At 69.7% G+C, this 16,727-nt stretch carries 15 protein-coding genes; 8 read left to right on the plus strand and 7 right to left on the minus strand.

Annotated features, from left to right (window positions below; all coding sequences use genetic code 11):
* Positions 1-89: 89 nt before the first annotated feature.
* The 3 genes from AC1G9L_RS01700 (at position 90) to AC1G9L_RS01710 (ending at position 2,877) form a co-directional block, all read left to right on the plus strand.
* Entirely contained in the window at positions 90-1,382 is a 1,293-nt protein-coding gene (locus AC1G9L_RS01700) for a tryptophan--tRNA ligase (RefSeq protein WP_019801418.1), read from the plus strand.
* Positions 1,383-1,669: 287 nt separating this feature from the next.
* Positions 1,670-2,602, plus strand: a complete 933-nt coding sequence (locus tag AC1G9L_RS01705; RefSeq protein WP_019800118.1) for an MBL fold metallo-hydrolase — start codon at positions 1,670-1,672, stop codon at positions 2,600-2,602.
* A 107-nt stretch (positions 2,603-2,709) separates the two neighbouring features.
* On the plus strand, positions 2,710-2,877 hold the full coding sequence (locus tag AC1G9L_RS01710) for a peptidase (protein WP_481070982.1): 168 nt from the start codon (positions 2,710-2,712) through the stop codon (positions 2,875-2,877).
* A 312-nt stretch (positions 2,878-3,189) separates the two neighbouring features.
* Here AC1G9L_RS01710 and AC1G9L_RS01715 read toward each other — a convergent pair whose 3' ends face one another.
* Complete coding sequence (locus AC1G9L_RS01715; RefSeq protein ID WP_019800116.1) at positions 3,190-3,798, minus strand: hypothetical protein; 609 nt, start codon at positions 3,796-3,798, stop codon at positions 3,190-3,192.
* A gap of 431 nt (positions 3,799-4,229) precedes the next feature.
* A complete protein-coding gene (locus AC1G9L_RS01720) occupies positions 4,230-4,640 on the minus strand; it encodes a Rap1a/Tai family immunity protein (protein WP_481070130.1) in 411 nt (136 codons plus the stop codon).
* 123 nt (positions 4,641-4,763) lie between these two features.
* Here AC1G9L_RS01720 and yedA point away from each other — a divergent pair, with 123 nt between their 5' ends.
* Together yedA and rarD are read left to right on the plus strand one after the other, a co-directional pair.
* Positions 4,764-5,660 carry a drug/metabolite exporter YedA gene (yedA, locus tag AC1G9L_RS01725; protein ID WP_481070132.1) on the plus strand — a complete coding sequence of 299 codons (897 nt, stop codon included), beginning with the start codon at positions 4,764-4,766 and terminating at the stop codon, positions 5,658-5,660.
* Positions 5,657-6,574 carry an EamA family transporter RarD gene (gene rarD / locus AC1G9L_RS01730; protein WP_019802431.1) on the plus strand — a complete coding sequence of 306 codons (918 nt, stop codon included), beginning with the start codon at positions 5,657-5,659 and terminating at the stop codon, positions 6,572-6,574. The genes yedA and rarD overlap by 4 nt, the downstream gene beginning before the upstream one ends.
* Positions 6,575-6,662: 88 nt before the next feature.
* Here rarD and AC1G9L_RS01735 read toward each other — a convergent pair whose 3' ends face one another.
* The 5 genes from AC1G9L_RS01735 to AC1G9L_RS01755 form a co-directional block, all read right to left on the minus strand.
* Positions 6,663-7,805, minus strand: a complete 1,143-nt coding sequence (locus AC1G9L_RS01735) for an alpha/beta fold hydrolase (RefSeq protein WP_019802430.1) — start codon at positions 7,803-7,805, stop codon at positions 6,663-6,665.
* A 150-nt stretch (positions 7,806-7,955) separates the two neighbouring features.
* Positions 7,956-9,266 carry an ABC transporter permease gene (locus AC1G9L_RS01740; protein WP_019802429.1) on the minus strand — a complete coding sequence of 437 codons (1,311 nt, stop codon included), beginning with the start codon at positions 9,264-9,266 and terminating at the stop codon, positions 7,956-7,958.
* Between the two features lie 64 nt (positions 9,267-9,330).
* Positions 9,331-10,488 carry an ABC transporter permease gene (locus AC1G9L_RS01745; RefSeq protein ID WP_481070134.1) on the minus strand — a complete coding sequence of 386 codons (1,158 nt, stop codon included), beginning with the start codon at positions 10,486-10,488 and terminating at the stop codon, positions 9,331-9,333.
* Positions 10,489-10,501: 13 nt separating this feature from the next.
* The gene (locus AC1G9L_RS01750; protein ID WP_010340093.1) at positions 10,502-11,191 is read right to left on the minus strand and encodes an ABC transporter ATP-binding protein; all 690 of its coding nucleotides are present in this window, start codon (positions 11,189-11,191) and stop codon (positions 10,502-10,504) included.
* 1,043 nt (positions 11,192-12,234) lie between these two features.
* Positions 12,235-13,482: an efflux RND transporter periplasmic adaptor subunit gene (locus tag AC1G9L_RS01755; RefSeq protein ID WP_019800780.1), complete on the minus strand. Its 1,248-nt coding sequence runs from the start codon at positions 13,480-13,482 to the stop codon at positions 12,235-12,237.
* A 252-nt stretch (positions 13,483-13,734) separates the two neighbouring features.
* On the opposite strand from AC1G9L_RS01755, the gene AC1G9L_RS01760 reads away from it, so the two are divergent.
* The 3 genes from AC1G9L_RS01760 to AC1G9L_RS01770 all read left to right on the plus strand — a co-directional run bounded on the left by AC1G9L_RS01760 (position 13,735) and on the right by AC1G9L_RS01770 (position 16,722).
* Complete coding sequence (locus AC1G9L_RS01760; RefSeq protein ID WP_481070136.1) at positions 13,735-14,637, plus strand: ABC transporter ATP-binding protein; 903 nt, start codon at positions 13,735-13,737, stop codon at positions 14,635-14,637.
* Positions 14,634-15,419, plus strand: a complete 786-nt coding sequence (locus tag AC1G9L_RS01765) for an ABC transporter permease (RefSeq protein ID WP_481070138.1) — start codon at positions 14,634-14,636, stop codon at positions 15,417-15,419. Before AC1G9L_RS01760 ends, AC1G9L_RS01765 begins: the two co-directional genes overlap by 4 nt.
* Before the next feature lie 100 nt (positions 15,420-15,519).
* Entirely contained in the window at positions 15,520-16,722 is a 1,203-nt protein-coding gene (locus AC1G9L_RS01770) for a sensor histidine kinase (RefSeq protein ID WP_481070140.1), read from the plus strand.
* Positions 16,723-16,727 lie beyond the last annotated feature (5 nt).

Here is a 16,727-nt window from a genome sequence, read left to right on the forward strand (position 1 = left end):
GGACGCCGGATTGAACGCCCCACGTGCCGGAACGGGGTTGGCGCGCAGCGGGTAAACTCGGCGGGTTTCCCCCTGACCGTCCATTTCGCATGACCACCCGCGTTCTCACCGGCATCACCACCTCCGGCACGCCGCACCTGGGCAACTACGTCGGCGCCATCCGCCCCGCGCTGCAGGCCAGCCGGCGTCCCGGCATCGAGAGTTTCTTCTTCCTGGCCGACCTGCACAGCCTGATCAAGGCGCAGGACCCGGCGCGGACCCAGCGTTCGACCCTGGAGATCGCGGCGACGTGGCTGGCCGCGGGCCTGGATCCGGCGCAGGTGTGGTTCTACCGTCAGTCGGACGTGCCGGAGACCAACGAACTGACCTGGTTCCTGACCTGCGTCGCCGGCAAGGGCATCCTCAATCGCGCGCACGCCTACAAGGCGGCGGTGGACAAGAACCGCGCCGACGGAGAGGACGACGATGCCGGCGTCACCGCCGGGTTGTTCATGTATCCGGTGCTGATGGCCGCCGACATCCTGCTGTTCAAGGCGCAGCAGGTGCCGGTGGGCCGCGATCAGATCCAGCACATCGAGATGGCGCGCGATTTCGCGCAGCGCTTCAACCACGTCTACGGCCGCGAGCACTTCGTGCTGCCCGATGCGCTGATCGACGAGCAGGTGGCGACGCTGCCCGGGCTGGACGGGCGCAAGATGAGCAAGAGCTACGACAACACTATTCCGCTGTTCGCCCCGCGCGAGGAGCTGAAGAAGCGGGTGTTCGCCATCGTCACCGATTCGCGCGCGCCCGGCGAGCCGAAGGAGACCGAGGGCTCGGCGCTGTTCCAGTTGTACCAGGCCTTCGCCAGCGCCGAGGAGACCGCCGCGTTCGCGCAGGCGTTCGCCGCCGGCATCGGCTGGGGCGAGGCCAAGCAGCAGCTGTTCGAGCGCATCGATGCCGAGATCGCACCGATGCGCGTGCGCTACGAGGCGCTGATGGCGCGCCCGCAGGACATCGAGGCGATCCTGCGCGACAACGCGCAGCGCCTGCGCGAGCGCTATGCGATCCCGTTCCTGGCCGAGCTGCGGCACGCGGTGGGCCTGCGCGACCTGTCGGCGCAGGCCGGCAATGGCGCCGCAACGGCGACCGCCAAGCAGGCGCTGCCGAGCTTCAAGCAGTACCGCGAGGCCGATGGCCAGTTCTACTTCAAGCTGCTCGATGGCGAGGGCGTGCTGCTGTTGCAGAGCGGCGGTTTCGCCTCGCCGCGCGATGCCGGGCAGACCATCGCTGCGCTCAAGCAGGCCGCACAGGCCGACGCGCTGCAGGCGGCGCCGGTGACCCTGGAAGCACCGGCCGAGACGGTGCTGGCGGCGCTGGCGCGGCTGCGCGAGGCGGGCTGAGCGCTCGCGCGGCGGTCCGTCGTAGGAGCGGCTTCAGCCGCGACGCTTTGCCGTTGAAGCGTCGCGGCTGAAGCCGCTCCTATAGACAATGACGCGTTCTGTTGCGACATCTGAAGCGCGTGTGTTTGCCGGCCGCATGCAGTCGGGACTGAAGTCCCTCCCACACTGGGCTCCGGCGGTCGTCAGGGAGGTTCTGTCGTCCATTCTCCGTCCGGCCCTTGCCGGCAGCACTGGCAGCGTTCTCCATACCGCCTAGAATGGAGCCTCGCCCGCCACGCCTTTGCGCCATGCCACGCGATCCCAGTATCCATCTCGTCGATACCGGCTTCCAGCGCGCGCAGTTCGATGCCGCCTACCTGATCGTGGAGAACGGGCGCGGCGCCTTCGTCGACTGCGGCACCAGCCATGCCGTGCCGGTGCTGCTGGACGCGCTGGCGCACGCGGGTCTGGCGCCGGGCGAGGTGGACTGGTTGATCCTCACCCACGTGCATCTGGACCATGCCGGTGGCGCCGGTGCGCTGCTGCAGCACTTGCCGAATGCGCGCCTGCTGGTGCATCCGCGCGGCGCGCCGCACATGATCGATCCGGCGCGGCTGATCGCCGGCGCCACCGCAGTGTATGGCGAGGCGGAGATGGCGCGCAGCTACGGCAGCATCGTGCCGGTGCCGGCAGAGCGCGTGGTCGTGGCCGAGGACAGCCATCGCCTGTCGCTGGCCGGGCGTGAGCTGCTGTGCATCGACACTCCGGGGCACGCCCGCCATCACCTGTGCGTGTGGGACGCGCGCAGCCGCAGCTGGTTCAGTGGCGACACCTTCGGCCTGTCCTACCGCGAACTGGACAGCGCGCGCGGCGCGTTCGCGATCCCGACCTCGTCGCCGGTGCAGTTCGAACCGGAGGCGATGCAGGCCTCGATCCAGCGCATGCTCGGCTACGCGCCGCAGACGCTGTATCTCAGCCATTACGGTCCTGTCGAGGGGGCCGAGGCGCTGGCGGCGGAACTGCTGGAACAGTTGGAGGCGATGGTGGCGATCGCGCGTGGCTGCGACGGTCGCTCCGACCGTCATCGTTGTCTGGTCGCCGCACTGACCGCGCTGTATCTGGAGCGGGCGCGGCTGCATGGCTGCCCGTTGGACGATGCCGGCGTGGAGCGCGTGCTGCACATGGACATCGAGCTCAATGCGCAGGGGCTGGCCTGCTGGCTGGAGCGTCCCGCGCGCTGAACGACGCCTCGCGTGGCGCACACGAACGCCACGCAGCGCTGTCTCGGTGCGACGCCATTCTCTACACTGTTCGGCCCGCTTGTTGCCAGGTCGTGACCGTGAACCCGATGCGCATGTTGCTGCTGTCCGCTTCCCTGTTCATGGGAGGTGCGGCACAGGCGGCCAACGATGCGCTGGCCGGCGATGCCGAAAGCGACGCGGATGCGCTGGAGCGGCATGCGTTGCCGGCGGCGTGCGATTCTTCGGAGGGCTGCGGTCCGGCGCTGCCGGGCTGAGCGATTGGCAGGAAGACGATGCCGGATCTGCGGCACGACGTGCCGCCACCCCAAGTCGGTTGCGCAGGATCAGCGCCTGTTGGCGATGGCCGGTGCGCACGGTTGCGATGGTGTCACGGCACAAAGGCATCGCCGAGCGCGCTGAAAGGCCATTCCCGTAGGAGCGGCTTCAGCCGCGACGGGCATTACCGGTAAGGCCTGTCGCGGCTGAAGCCGCTCCTACGTGGGGACGACGCAATGTCCTGCGAGGGCGGTGATGAGAAGTGCCGCTCACCGGGCAGATGTAAGTAGGTACTGCGGGGCGGCCACTGCTCAGGCGGTGGTATCGATCAGCCCGCCGACGATGCCTTGATTGAGCAGATCGCCGGTCACCGTGCCGCTGAGGTCGGGATTGGACTGCAGCAGCGACGACAGCTGCGGCGTCAGGCCCTGGCTGCTGAAGACGCCAGAGGCGTTGTACAGGCCGGGGGTCGACGGCGGCGCGGTGATGGTGCCGAGCAGGCCCTGGTCGTAAGTCTGCGTGGCCTGGTCGAGGGTGGGATACGGCGAGGTGGTCGTCGAGGTCGACGTGCCGGTGCCGGTCGTCGACGTCGAAGGATCGGTGCTGGAGCCAGAGGTGCCGCTGGTCGAGGCCGCATCGGTGGGGCCGGCGCTGACGATGCTGTTGAACAGCCCGGCGGCGTTGTAGGTCAGGCCCGTGTCCGCTGCGGTGCTCCCGGTGAGCCCGCCGAGGCTGAGGATCACCGAGGCGTCGCCGGACAACTCCACGGCCTGTTGCACCGCCGCCGGATCGTTGCTGGACACGATGGGGTTGCCGGCCGGGGTCGAATCGCCCGAGGTGCCCGTTGCAGAGAAGCCATAGGGCGAGGTGCCATAAGGATTGACGGTGCCGAGCGGCGACAGTGCGGTAGCGATGGCCATGGCGGTGCTCGGCGAGCGGGTGTGTACGCGTACAGATACGCCCGTCCGGCTGAACCGTCTCTTAGGTATTTCGCGGCGCGGTGGAGCGCGGCAGTAGGTGCCGACCGCGCTGTCATGGACGTTCCTTCATCGGTGAAGACGTCAGGGCCAGAACTGCATTGCACAGCACACTCGCTGCGCGAGGCCGATCCCGTTTCCTCGGCTGCAGCGCGGCGCGGCACGGCTGCGCACAGGAGCGGCCCCCGAAGCGACTCGGCATGCCCATGCTGGCCTGCAACACCGGCTTGGTAGTGCTGGTGGAGCGCAAGCGCCGCTCCTGGTCGCGCCGATGCCACAGTGGATGCGCGTTCGGCACCCGGCGCGGACACCGCGCCAGCCGCGGTGAATCGCGACCTCGTCGCACCGACGCGACCTGCAGTAGCCGGGCGCTCTCAGCGCGAGGCGCGGCGCGGCGCGGATTTGCAGGGGTACCGTTTTGCCAGGGCCTGCACGACCAGATCGCTGGCGCGTTCGTCCAGGCGGGCGTCGGGCAGCGCGACGAGATCGGCGACCAGCGCCTGGACATCCGGTGGGCCGGACTGGCCGGCCGGTCGGCACCATCGCGCGCCCTCGCTGCCGGCCGCGATGCCGAGCATGTACGCGGCCGCCGTGCGCGAGGACACCATGACCCGCAGTTCCTGCGGTTGCTGCGGACCCAGGTCGGCGGCCAGTGAGCCGTCCAGCGGGGCTTCCAGCAACTGATGTCCGTTCAATTCCCAGGGTCCGGCAGGCGGGCGTGCCGCGCTGTTGCTGCTGAGTGCCGCCAGCAATGGCAGCGCGAGCCAGGTGCGGTGTGATGCCATCCACGACTCCTTTCTCGACGAGTGGTCCGCACGCCGCGGCGGCGCGAAACGCGCGGGTGAAGCGGCTTGAGCGCGGAGCAGGTGCTCTAGAATAGCGCCCCCCGCTGTCTCTGGCGCCGTCCGATGTCGTCCGCTCCTGTCGCTGCCGCGCCTGCGCGCGGCGGCTTCGTCGTTCTCGCCCTGTTCCTGGTCTATGTCGTCTGGGGCTCGACCTATCTGGCGATCCGCTTCGCTCTGGAAGGCGGCGCGCCGCCGCTGAGCGTGGTCTCCGGCACCCGCTTCGTGATCGCCGGCAGCGTGCTGTACGCGGTGCTGCGCTGGCGCGGCGTGGCCGCGCCCACGCGCGCGCAGTGGCGGCCGCTGGCCATGCTCGGTGCGCTGATGCTGGTTTGCGGCAATGGCCTGGTGGTGCTGGCCGAGCGTCAGGTGTCCTCGGGGCTGGCGGCGGTGGCGGTGGCCTCGGTGCCGCTGTGGATGGCGCTGTTCGGCACGCTGCGCGGCCACCATGCCAGCCGTGGCGAATGGCTGGGCATCGTGGTCGGCTTCGCCGGGGTGGTGTGGCTCAACGCCGGCAGCAGCCTCAATGCCAGCCCGCTTGGGCTGGTGCTGCTGTTGATCGCGCCGGTCGGCTGGGCGTTCGGTTCGGTGTGGTCGCGCGGGCGCGACCTGCCGATGCCGTTCATGGCCGCCGCCGGGCAGATGCTGTGCGGCGGGGTGATGCTGGTGGCGATCGGCCTGCTCAGCGGCGAGCGCCTGCACACCCTGCCGAGCGCGCAGGGCATGCTGGCGGTGGCCTACCTGTGCGTGTTCGGCTCGATCGTCGCCTTCACTGCCTACGTGTGGCTGCTGCAGAACGTGCGCCCGGCGCTGGCCGGCAGCTATGCCTACGTCAATCCGGTGATCGCGGTGGCGCTGGGCAGTTGGCTCGGCAGCGAACGCTTCAGCGCCAGCGATTTCGGCGCGATGGCAGTGATCCTGGCCGGCGTGGTGGTGATCACCGTGGCGAGGACCCGGCGATGACCGCGGCCGCCGAGCAGGAGGCCCGGCGCGGCCTGTGGATCACCGCGGCGACCTTCGCGCTGTGGGGCGTGGTGCCGGTGTACTGGCACCTGCTGCAGGCGGTGCCGTCGCCGCACATCATCGCCCACCGCATCGTCTGGAGCACGCTGCTGGTGGTGGCCTGGCTGGTGTACAGCGCGCGCCTGCAGTGGTGGCGGCGCATTGCCGCGCAGCCGCGCGCGCTGGCCACGCTGGCGCTGAGCAGCGTGGCGATCGCCTTCAACTGGGGCCTGTACATCTGGGCGGTCAATGCCGGCCACGTGATCGAGACCAGCCTGGGCTACTTCATCAATCCGCTGGTCAACGTGCTGCTCGGGGTGCTGGTGCTGCGCGAGCGGCTGCGTCCGCTGCAATGGCTGGCAGTGGCCTGCGCCGCGCTCGGCGTGGCCTGGCTGACCGTCGATGCCGGCACGCTGCCGTGGATCGCGCTGGTCCTGGCCGGCTCGTTCGGGCTGTACGGCCTGTTGCGCAAGCTGGTGCAGGTGGATGCGGTGGCCGGGCTTGGCGTGGAAAGCCTGTACCTGTTCCTGCCGGCGCTGGGCTTCGTGCTGTGGGGCGAGGCCGGCCACGGCGGCGGCTTCGTCGGCGGCTGGGGCTGGCGTAACGACCTGCTGCTGGCGTTCGGCGGCGTGGTGACCGCGGTGCCGCTGATCGGCTTCGCCTACGGTGTGCGACGCATCCCGCTGTCGCTGGTGGGGCTGCTGCAATACATCGCGCCGAGCCTGCAACTGCTGCTGGGCGTCTGGTTCTTCCGCGAGCCGTTCGACGCGGGCAAGGCGATCGGCTTTGCCGCCATTTGGATCGGGTTGTTGTTGTTTGCCGGCGAGAGTCTGTGGCGGTCGGGCGTGTGGCGGCGAGCGGGGATTCGGAATTAGGGATTGGGGATTCGCAAGAGCAGGAACATCGCAGGCGTCAGCGCAGCCCGCCGTTACCAATCCCCAATCCCGACTCCCCAATCCCGGCTCATCCGCGGCTACCGCTCGCGGCCGGCTCACCGGTCAGCTGCAGCTCGGGATCCGCGCGTGGCGGCAGCGGCTGCGGGCAGCGGCCGCCGTGGCTCGGCGACTGCAGGTCGGCGAACCAGTCCTCCACGGTCGGCGCCAGCAGGTCCAGCCGCATCGGCAGGCTCAGGTGGTTCTCGCCGGGCATCTCCAGGTAGTGCGCGCGCGGGGCGTCCAGCGCCAGCAGGCGGCCGTGCGCCACCGGGATGTGCTGGTCGGCACTGCCGTGCAGCAGCAGCACGCAGGCCGGTGCGGCGCGCGCGGCGGCGGTGACGTCGACCTGGTCCAGGTTCAGCGCCAGGCGCTGGTTGGCGTTGGCGATGACCGCGTCCAGGTTCTGCCCGCCGTAGCGCCAGCGCGCCAGGTCCATCGCCGCGCTGGCCATCCAGCCGCGCGGGCGGCTGGCGAGCATGTGCGGGATCATGTCGCGGATGCCGCGGCCGGCGTTGGCGAAGGATTCCATCGCGACCACGCCGTCGACCTGGTCGCCGAGCTTCTGCGCGGCGAACAGCGCGGTGGCCGCGCCGTAGGACACGCCGAACAGGTACACCGGGCCCTGCACCTCGCCGCTGGCGCGCAGGGCGCGGATCACCGCAACCACGTCGTCGGACTCGCGGGTGCCGTAGCCGGCCGGGCCGCCGCCGGAGCGGCCGTGGTTGCGCAGGTCGATGCTGATGCTGCGGTAGCCGGCCTGGGCCAGGTCCAGCGACCACGGCAGCAGCGAGTCGCCGTCCATCATCCAGCCGTGCAGCAGCACCACGGTGCCGCGCGGGGCCATGTGCGTGGTCGGCGCCGGGGTGGCCACGTCCATGGCGAAGTCGGCGTGCTCGTGGCCGCTGGCATCGCGGCCGGCATGCTCGTAGCGGTAGCGCATGTGGTAGTCGCCCGGGTCGATGGCGCGCCAGAAGATCGGAATGCCGCCGGGCACCACCACGTGGCCGCTGCGGTTGGGCAGGGTCGCCAGCAGGCTCTGGATGCGCTCCTCGTCCATCAGCGGCGACACGCCGCCCGGCGCGACCAGGCGGTCGCTCAGCGAGGTGGAGGAGCAGGCGCTCAGCCACAGGCTGGCGCAGAGGACGAGCAGCAGGCGCAGGCGCGAGGACATGGACGTGGCGGCGTGGAACCAAATGGCCGCGCAGGCTAGCGCCTCGGCGGCCGCTGTTCTACCGCGTTTCGATGACGAAACGATGACGCGTCAGCGGCCATTGGGCCGGGCCGGGACAGGGGGCCCGGCCCGGCGCGTTCAGCCCTGGCGCTACAGCGCGCGCAGGGCGGTGGTGATCGGCAGGCGCGCGGCACGCAGCGCCGGGAACAGGCCGCCGACCAGGCCGATGCCCAGCGCCCACTTCAGCCCGGTCCACAGCAGCGGCGGGGACACCTTGAACTGGAACACCACCTGGCTGAAGTTGCTGCCCAGGGTGGAGACGCTGTAGCCGTTGAAGATCGCCCAGGCGATCAGCCCGCCGAGCACGCCGCCGAGCAGCGCCAGCAGCATGGTCTCCAGCATCACCGCCACCACCACCGGCAGCCCGCGGAAGCCCAGCGCACGCATGGTGGCGATCTCGCGGGCGCGGGTGGCGACCGCCGCGTACATGGTGTTGAGCGCGCCGAACACCGCACCGATCGCCATGATGGTGCCGATGAAGGTGCCCAGGACCTCCAGCACCTTGCTGAGGTTGCCGCCTTGCTTGCGGTAGTACTCGCGGGTGGTGAACACGTCCAGCTTCAGCCGCGGGTCGGCGTCCATCGCCGCCTTGAACTGGCGGAAGCCGTCCTTGCCCTGGGTCCGCACGCTGATCGACTGGTAGGCGCTGCGGTTGTAGGTGGTGGCCAGGGTCTGGGTGTCGGTCCACAGTTCCGAGTCGTGCGCGTCGCCGCTGGCGAACACGCCGACCACGGTCCAGGCCTGGTTGCCCAGGGTCAGGGTCTGGCCGAGCTGCAGGCCGCGGAACTGCGACTGCGCGCCCTTGCCGACCACGATCTCGCGCAGGCCCGGCTTGAAGCGACGACCCTGCAGGAGCTTGACCTTGTCGTGCACCGCCCAGCCCTGCTCGCCGACGCCGCGGAACTGCGCGTTGACGTCGCTGCCGTCGGACCTGGACTGCAGGTTCACCACCTGCGACAGTTCCGGCGAGACCAGCGGGCGGTTGTCGGCGCCGCGCGCCACGCCGGCCAGGCTGGCGATCAGCGGCACCTGGTCGCGGGTGATGACCGAGTTGGTCTCGGCCTGGGAGCCGCCGCGCAGGACGATGGCGGTGGTGTCGTCGCCGGTGCTGTCCAGGGTCGCCTGGAAGCCCTGGCCCATCGCCAGCATCGCCACCAGCACGCCGACCACGCCGGCGATGCCGACCACGATCACCGAACTGGCACCCCAGCGTTGCGGCAGGCTGGCGATGCCGATGCGCGCGGCCGCCAGCGACAGCCGGCCGCTGCGGGTGACCAGCAGCAGCACGGCGAGTACCGCCACCAGCGCCAGGACCATGAACCAGGGCAGGGCGATCCAGATTCCCAGGCCGATCGCCAGCGCCGCGATCGCCAGGACATTCCATAACCATTGCATCTTCATTGCGTTGTTCCTCGGGTCTGCGTCGCCGTCCGTGGCATCGCTGTGCTGGAGAGAGGGGGCGGGCTCAGCGCCCGGCCAGGGCGTCGACGATCTTCAGCCGCTGCGCGCGCAGCGCCGGCAGCAGGCCGACCACCACGCCGATGACCAGCATCAGCGCCGCGCCGATCAGCCAGGTCTGCGCCGGCACCGCGTGCACCGGCAGCGCGCCGCGGCTGGCGCTGGCCAGCACCGGGATCGCCGCCGCCGCCAGCGCCATGCCGAGCAGGCCGCCGAGCACGATCAGCAATACCGACTCCACGATCACCAGGGCCAGCACCGTGCGGTCCTGGAAGCCCAGGGTCTTGAGCGTGGCCAGCTCCGGGATGCGCTCGCGCACCGCCTGCGCCATGGTGTTGCCGGTCAGCAGCACCAGAGTGAAGAACACCGCGCCCATGATCGAGGTGACGATCAGGCCGATGTCGGCGAACTGTTTGACGAAGGCCTGCTGGAACGCCGACTCGGTCTGCGACTTGGTCTCGTGGTCGGAGTTGGCCGACAGCGCATCGATCGCCTGCGCCACGCGCGAAGCGTGTTCGGGATTGTCCAGCCGCACCGTGTACCAGCTGACCTTGCCCTTGATGTAGTCGTTGCTCTCGTCGAAGTACTTCCAGTTCATCATCAACTGGTTCTCGGCCTGCACGTTGGCGCGGTCCTTGGCCTTGAAGATCGCCTTCAGCTCCAGCGGCCAGTCGTTGCTGCCGCCGCGCGGGAAGATGGTGGCCTGCAGCGGGATCACGTCGCCGACCTTCCAGCCGTTCTTCTTCGCCAGCGCCTCGCCCACCGCCGCACCGGTGCGGGTGTCGCGGAAGGCCTTGAGCTGCTCCGGCGGCACCACGTATTCGCTGTACACGTCGAAGAAGTTCGGCGCCACCGAGAAGTTGGGGAAGAAATCCTTGGGATCCTTGTAGATGCCGCCGAACCACATCGCATAGGTCACGTCGCGCACGCCCGGCACGCTGCGGATCTGCGACTCCAGGCGCACCGGCAGCGACTGGGTGATCGACAGCCGCGAGGCCACCACCAGGCGGTTGACCCCTTCCACCGAGCCGCCGGCGGTGAACGCCACACGCACCGAGTCGAGCAGGCCGAACAGCAGGAAGGCGACGATCACCGAGAACAGGGTCAGCAGCGTCCGCGTCTTGCTGCGGAACAGTTGCGCCCAGATCAACGAGAAATACTTCATGGCATCGCCTCGCTCAGTGCGCGGCCGGCGCGTCGGCCAGCTCGCCCTTGTCCAGGTGCACGGTGTGGGTGGCGTACTCGGCGGCCTTGGGGTCGTGGGTGACCATGACGATGGTCTTGCCGTGGCTGCGGTTGAGTTCCTGCAACAGGCCCAGCACGTCCTCGGCCGAGCGCCGGTCGAGGTCGCCGGTGGGTTCGTCGCAGATCAGGAAGGTGGGGTCGGAGACGATGGCGCGGGCGATGGCCACGCGCTGTTGCTGGCCGCCGGACAGTTCGCTGGGCTTGTGGTTGCGTCGCTCGGCCAGGCCGACCAGGGTCAGTGCGATTTCGGCATTGCGCTTGCGCTGGGCGGCGCCGAGCGAGGTCAGCAGCAGCGGCAGTTCGACGTTCTTCTGTGCGGTGAGCATCGGCATCAGGTTGTAGAACTGGAACACGAAGCCGACGTGGTGGCTGCGCCAGGTGGCGAGCTGGCCGCCGCTCATGCGGTCGATGCGCTGGCCTTCGATCTCGATCTCGCCGCCGCTGGGCGAATCCAGCCCGCCGATCAGGTTGAGCAGGGTGGTCTTGCCGGAGCCGGACGGGCCCATCAGGGCGACGAAGTCGCCGCGGGCGATATCCAGGTCGATGCCGTGCAGGACCTGGACTTTCTCGGGGCCGCGCTGGTAGGTCTTGGTGACGTTGCGCAGGGTGACGAGGGTGGACATGGTGGTGTTCCTGGCGGTGGACGAGATGGAGGCGATGCGGTCGCCGATAGCGGCGATGTAATTACCGTTGCTTTTGCTTTTGCTTTTTCTGTTGCTGTTGCTGTTGCTGTTGCAAGTGCAGCTGCAGTGGTTGTTGCTTTTGCTGTTGTTTCTGCCGTTGCCGTTGTTCTTGCTTTTGACTTGCCGGGTTCCCTTCCGAAGCGGCGGCCAGCGCGGGGAAAAACCCCGAAGGGCGGCGTACATGGATGTACGCCGTCCGCGGCAGGGGCAGGATGCCCCTTCCGCGGATCCCCGGGCTGGACGCGGACCCGGAGCGCGTTAGCGCGGAGGGCGCGTAGGCAGGGTGTGCTTTCTTTTGGTTACTTTTCTTTGCACAAGCAAAGAAAAGTAACTCGCCGCAAGGCGAAAGCTTTGCTCTTGCACTTGCTGCTACGGTGACGACCGCTGGATTGTAGGAGCGGCTTCAGCCGCGACAGCCATGACCAATTACGTTTGTCGCGGCTAACGCCGCTCCTACAGATCTTCTCGTTTGACACTCAAGATTGAAGCAACAGCAAAGGCTTTCGCCCTTTCGGGCGAGTTACTTTTCTTTGCTCGCGCAAAGAAAAGGTAACCAAAAGAAAGCGCGCCCTGCCTTGCGCCCTCCGCGCTGCGCGCTCCGGGTCCGCGGATGCACCGGGGATTCGCGGAAGGGGCATCCTGCCCCTGCCGCGAACGGCGCACATCCATGTGCGCCGCCCTTCGGGTTTTTCCCCGGTCCATCCGCCGCTGCGGAAGGGAACCCGGTAAGTCAAAAGCAAAAACAACAGCAACGGCGGTGAAGCAACGGCGGAAGCAACAGCAGAAGCAACAGCGTCACTTTGGCACTTGTTCCCCCATGCAACTGCACCGAGGGGATCGGAAAAGCAGAAGCAAGCACTGCAACAACAAATGTAAAAACTGGAGCTTGAGCGATTCGGCTGCGGCAGGCGCAGCTGAAACTGACTACATCGGACAGCTGCGACGTCGAGGCGCTGGCGCAGTGCGCAGTACACCGTCGTGCACTACTGCGCAGCGGCCTCCGCGGTCTTCACCTGCATGCCCGCATGCAAGGCCTCCGGCGGATCCAGCACCACCGTGTCGCCCGCGGCCAGGCCGGACAGCACCTGGCGGTCGTCGCCCAGGGCGATGCCGGTCTTCAGCGCGCGCTGCTCGACCGTGTTGTCGTCCTTGACCGCGAACGCCACGTCCTGGCCGGCGCGCTTGACGATCGCCGCGCCCGGTACCCGCACGCCCTGCGGCGTGTGCTGCGCCTGCGGTTGCGGTGCCTCGAGGAAACTGACCCGTACGCCCATCTCCGGCACGATCCGCGCGTCCTTTTGCTTCAGCGCCACGCGCACCTTCACCGTCGCCTTGCCGCGGTCGGCGGAGGGGATGATCGCGATCACCTCGGCCGGGATCTTCCAGTCCGGATACGCGTTGAGCGTGGCCTCCACCGGCATGCCCGGTTTGACCCGGCCGATGTAGGACTCGCCCACCTCGACCTCGATCTCCAGCGAATCCATGTCGACGATGGTGCCGATGCCGGTGCGGGTGAAGCCGCCGCCGGCCGACAGCGGCGAGACGATCTCGCCCGGCTGCGCCGCCTTGGCGGTGACCACGCCGGAGAACGGCGCACGCACGATGGTGTTGTCGACGTTGAGATCGGAGATCGACAACTGGTTGCCGGCCACCGCCACGTTGCGCTGTGCGTTCTGCAACTGCGCGCGCAGGGCGTCGCGCTGCGCCACCGCCTGCTCGTACTGCGACCGCGAGACCAGTTGCTGGCCGGCCAGGGTCTGCAGCCGCTGCGCGTCGGCATCGGCCTGGCGCACCTGCGCCTGCATGTTGGCGACCAGGCTGCGTGCCGCGTCCAGTTGCGAGGCCGACAGCACCCGCTGCGCATTGGCGTCGATCGGGTCCAGCGTCGCCATCACCTGGCCTGCCTCCACGCGCATGCCTTCCTCGATGCGCACCTCGCGGACCTTGCCGGTGATCTTGGCCGACACCGTGGCCATGCGCCGCGCCACCACGTAGCCACTGGCGTCCAGCACCGAGGCGCTGCTGCTGCCGGGGGCGATCGCCACCACCGCGGCGGTACGCACCTCCAGCGGCTTGCTGCGGCCGAACAGCCACCAGCCGCCGGCGCCCAGGGCGAGCAGCACCACCAGCAGCACCAACGCGATCCACAGCCCGCGCCGCGACGGCGGCTCGCTCGGCGGCGCCTTGCGGTCGATACGGAGTTCCTTGAGCAGGTCGGAGGAAGTACTCATCGTGTCCTTGAACGAAACGGTCGGCGCGCTGCAGTGTGCGAGCCACCGGCCGCCGTGGGCATGGCCGGAAGTCACTTTCTGCGGTGCGCTGCAACGGGAAGAAACGCCGCCCCTCGGCGTGGATCGCAGCATGCGGCAATCGTGCCGGGGCTGCCAGTGACAGATGTCATTCGATGCAGTTGACGCGCCGCACTGGGCGGCCTCCCCGCCACGGCGCAGCCTAGGCACTCCCTGCCACCACTGGAATTGTCCATGCCTGACCATGATGCGTTGCCGCTGGCGCAGCTCAGCGGTGTCCACAAGCGCTATGGGGCGCTGGTCGCGCTCGACGGCGTCGACCTGCAGTTGCGCCGCGGCCGGTTGCTGGCGTTGCTGGGCGCCAACGGTGCCGGCAAGAGCACCGCGGTGGGCCTGCTGCTCGGGCTGCAGACGCCCGACGCCGGCAGCGTGCGCCTGTGTGGGCAGGATCCGCGGGCGCTGGCCGCGCGCCGCCAGGCCGGCGCGATGCTGCAGACCGCCGGACTGCCGGAGACGCTGCGCGTGGGCGAACTGCTGCTGCAGGCGCGCGGCTACTACCCGCAGCCGCGCAGCGTCGCCGACTGCGTGGCGCTGGCCGGGCTGGACGGGTTGATGGCGCGCCGCTACGGCCAGTTGTCCGGCGGCCAGCAGCGGCGCGTGCAGTTCGCGATGGCGATCTGCGGGCGGCCGCGGGTGCTGTTCCTGGACGAGCCCAGCACCGGCCTGGACATCGAGGCGCGGCAGGGCCTGTGGCGGGCGATCCGCGAGCTGGTCGCCGACGGCTGCGCGGTGCTGCTGACCACGCACTATCTGGAAGAGGCCGAGGCGCTGGCCGACCGGGTGGCGGTGCTGCAGCGCGGCACGCTGATCGCCGAGGGCAGCGTCGCCGAACTGCGTGCGCGCTTCGAACAATGCACCATCCGCTGCCGCAGCGCGCTGCCGGCGGCGCAGGTGGCGCTGTGGCCGCAGGTGCGCCACGCCGAGAGCCGCGACGGTGTGCTAGAGGTGGTCGCCGAGCCTGCCGAGCCGGTGGTGGCGCGGCTGCTCGCCAGCGATCCGGCGCTGACGGCGCTGGAAGTCCGCCGCGCCGGCCTCGCCGACGCCTTTCTCGCCATCACCCGTGCGGAGGCCACATGAACCCGATCGATCTTTCCGTTGCTTCGCCGGCAGCCGCCTGGTCGGTGCGCGACCAGGGCGCGCTGCTGCTGCGCGAGATCCGCTACGAGGTGCTGCGCTGGCTGCGCACGCCGTCGTTCGCCTTGCCGACGCTGCTGTTCCCGCCGCTGTTCTATCTGCTGTTCGGCGTGCTGCTCAATCATGGACGCCACGACGCGGCGGTGTACCTGATGGCCAGCTACAGCGTGTTCGGGGTGATGGCGCCGGCGCTGTTCGGGTTCGGCGTCGGCCTGGCCCTGGACCGCGAGCGCGGCCTGCTGGCACTGAAGCGGGCGATGCCGGTGCCGCCGCTGGCGCTGCTGCTGGCGCGCACTGCGCTGGCGATGGCGTTCGCGCTGGCGATCGGCGTATTGCTGCAGGCGCTGGCCGCCGTGCTCGGCGGGGTGATGCTGACGCCGGCGCAGCGTATCGGGTTGCTGCTGGTCGACGTGCTGGGCACGCTGCCGTTCTGCGCGATCGGGCTGGCGCTGGGCGCCTATGCCGGCGGCAACGGCGCGCCGGCGCTGGTCAACCTGATCTATCTGCCGATGGCGTTCCTGTCCGGGCTGTGGATCCCGCTGCAGTTGCTGCCGGCATGGCTGACCACGTTGGCGCCGCTGTGGCCGTCCTATCACCTGGGCCAGCTGGCGCTGCGCGTGGTCGGCCAGGGCGACGGCCACGGCAGTGCCGGCCATGTCGCCGCGCTGCTGGCGGTGACCGTGGCGTTCTACGCACTGGCGCAGCGGCGCCTGCGCCGCGGCTGATGGCGCGCCGCGCCGATCCCGGCGTCGCCGCGCGGTTCCGCGCGCCGGCGCCTTCGCTAAGCTATGCGCCGCGGCGGCCGTGCCGCCCTGGGAGCCCGACGTGATCGCCTTGCTGCACGCCTCGCCCGACTCGCTGATCGCCCGCCGCATCGGCTGGAGCTCGGCCAAGTCCAGCACCCACTGGTTCGTGTGGCTGTCGCTGGTGTGGTCGATCTGGCTGTTCGTCACTCCGCTGTACGAGCCGTACTACTTCCGCAACTGGTTCCCGCCGACGCTGGCCAGCTACCTGGTGTTTCTGGCCCTGTACTACGTGGCCTATTACCTCCACCGGCGCTACCTGCCGTGGTGCGTGGCGGGCATGGCCGCGCTGGCGTTCGTGCTGCTGCCGTACAACCCGGGCGCGCAGTGCTACATCATCTATGCCTGCGCCTTCCTGGCGTTCTGCCTGTCGCCGGTGCGGGCGGTGGCGGCGATGCTGCTGGTGCTGGCCCTGTTCGCGCTGGCCTGGACGCTGCGCGGCTGGTCGCCGCTGTACATGGTCAGCGCGGTGGTGGTCGGCCTGTCGGTGGGGCTGATGAACATCAGCTTCGAGCGCCGTGCGCGCGGCGAGGCGCAACTGCGCCTGAGCCACGAGGAAGTGCGGCGCCTGGCGGCGGTGGCCGAGCGCGAGCGCATCGGCCGCGACCTGCACGACCTGCTCGGCCACACCCTGTCGCTGGTGGCGCTGAAGTCGGACCTGGCCACGCGCCTGCTCGCCCACGACGCCGCCGCGGCGCAGCGCGAGATGGAGGAAGTGGGCCAGGTCGCGCGCGAGGCGCTGGGCCAGGTACGGCGCGCGGTCAGCGGTATCCGCGCCGCGCAGCTGGCCGCGGAGATCGCCGCCGCCAAGCTGCTGCTGGAATCGTCGGGGGTGAGCTTCCGCTATCAGGTCGAGGCCTTGCCGCCGTGCCCGCAGCTGGAGACGGTGTTCGCGCTGGTGCTGCGCGAGGCCGCTACCAACATCCAGCGCCACGCCCGTGCCAGCCACGCGCAGTTGCGGCTGTGGTGCGAGCGCGGCCAGGCCCTGCTGGAACTGCGCGACGACGGGCGCGGCGGCGCGCTGCAGCCGGGCACCGGGCTGAGCAGCATGCGCGAGCGGCTGGAGGCGGTGGGCGGCAGCCTGCGCATCGCCTCCGAGCGCGGCCTGGGCACCTGCCTGGTCGCCGCCGCGCCGTTGCCGCGGGTCGAGGCGACCGTGGTGCCGGAACCCGCAGCGGCACCGCGGGTACCCGCGCCGGCGGACCAGGACGCCGCGCTGGGCTGAGCGCC

This window comes from Xanthomonas sp. NCPPB 1132, from assembly GCF_056629235.1.

Coding starts and splice junctions, on each gene's coding strand:
- AC1G9L_RS01700 (WP_019801418.1), top strand. CDS start 90: ATGACCACCCGCGTTCTCACCGGCATCACCACCTCCGGCACGCCGCAC.
- AC1G9L_RS01705 (WP_019800118.1), top strand. CDS start 1,670: ATGCCACGCGATCCCAGTATCCATCTCGTCGATACCGGCTTCCAGCGC.
- AC1G9L_RS01710 (WP_481070982.1), top strand. CDS start 2,710: ATGCGCATGTTGCTGCTGTCCGCTTCCCTGTTCATGGGAGGTGCGGCA.
- AC1G9L_RS01715 (WP_019800116.1), bottom strand. CDS start 3,798: ATGGCCATCGCTACCGCACTGTCGCCGCTCGGCACCGTCAATCCTTAT.
- AC1G9L_RS01720 (WP_481070130.1), bottom strand. CDS start 4,640: ATGGCATCACACCGCACCTGGCTCGCGCTGCCATTGCTGGCGGCACTC.
- yedA (WP_481070132.1), top strand. CDS start 4,764: ATGTCGTCCGCTCCTGTCGCTGCCGCGCCTGCGCGCGGCGGCTTCGTC.
- rarD (WP_019802431.1), top strand. CDS start 5,657: ATGACCGCGGCCGCCGAGCAGGAGGCCCGGCGCGGCCTGTGGATCACC.
- AC1G9L_RS01735 (WP_019802430.1), bottom strand. CDS start 7,805: ATGTCCTCGCGCCTGCGCCTGCTGCTCGTCCTCTGCGCCAGCCTGTGG.
- AC1G9L_RS01740 (WP_019802429.1), bottom strand. CDS start 9,266: ATGAAGATGCAATGGTTATGGAATGTCCTGGCGATCGCGGCGCTGGCG.
- AC1G9L_RS01745 (WP_481070134.1), bottom strand. CDS start 10,488: ATGAAGTATTTCTCGTTGATCTGGGCGCAACTGTTCCGCAGCAAGACG.
- AC1G9L_RS01750 (WP_010340093.1), bottom strand. CDS start 11,191: ATGTCCACCCTCGTCACCCTGCGCAACGTCACCAAGACCTACCAGCGC.
- AC1G9L_RS01755 (WP_019800780.1), bottom strand. CDS start 13,482: ATGAGTACTTCCTCCGACCTGCTCAAGGAACTCCGTATCGACCGCAAG.
- AC1G9L_RS01760 (WP_481070136.1), top strand. CDS start 13,735: ATGCCTGACCATGATGCGTTGCCGCTGGCGCAGCTCAGCGGTGTCCAC.
- AC1G9L_RS01765 (WP_481070138.1), top strand. CDS start 14,634: ATGAACCCGATCGATCTTTCCGTTGCTTCGCCGGCAGCCGCCTGGTCG.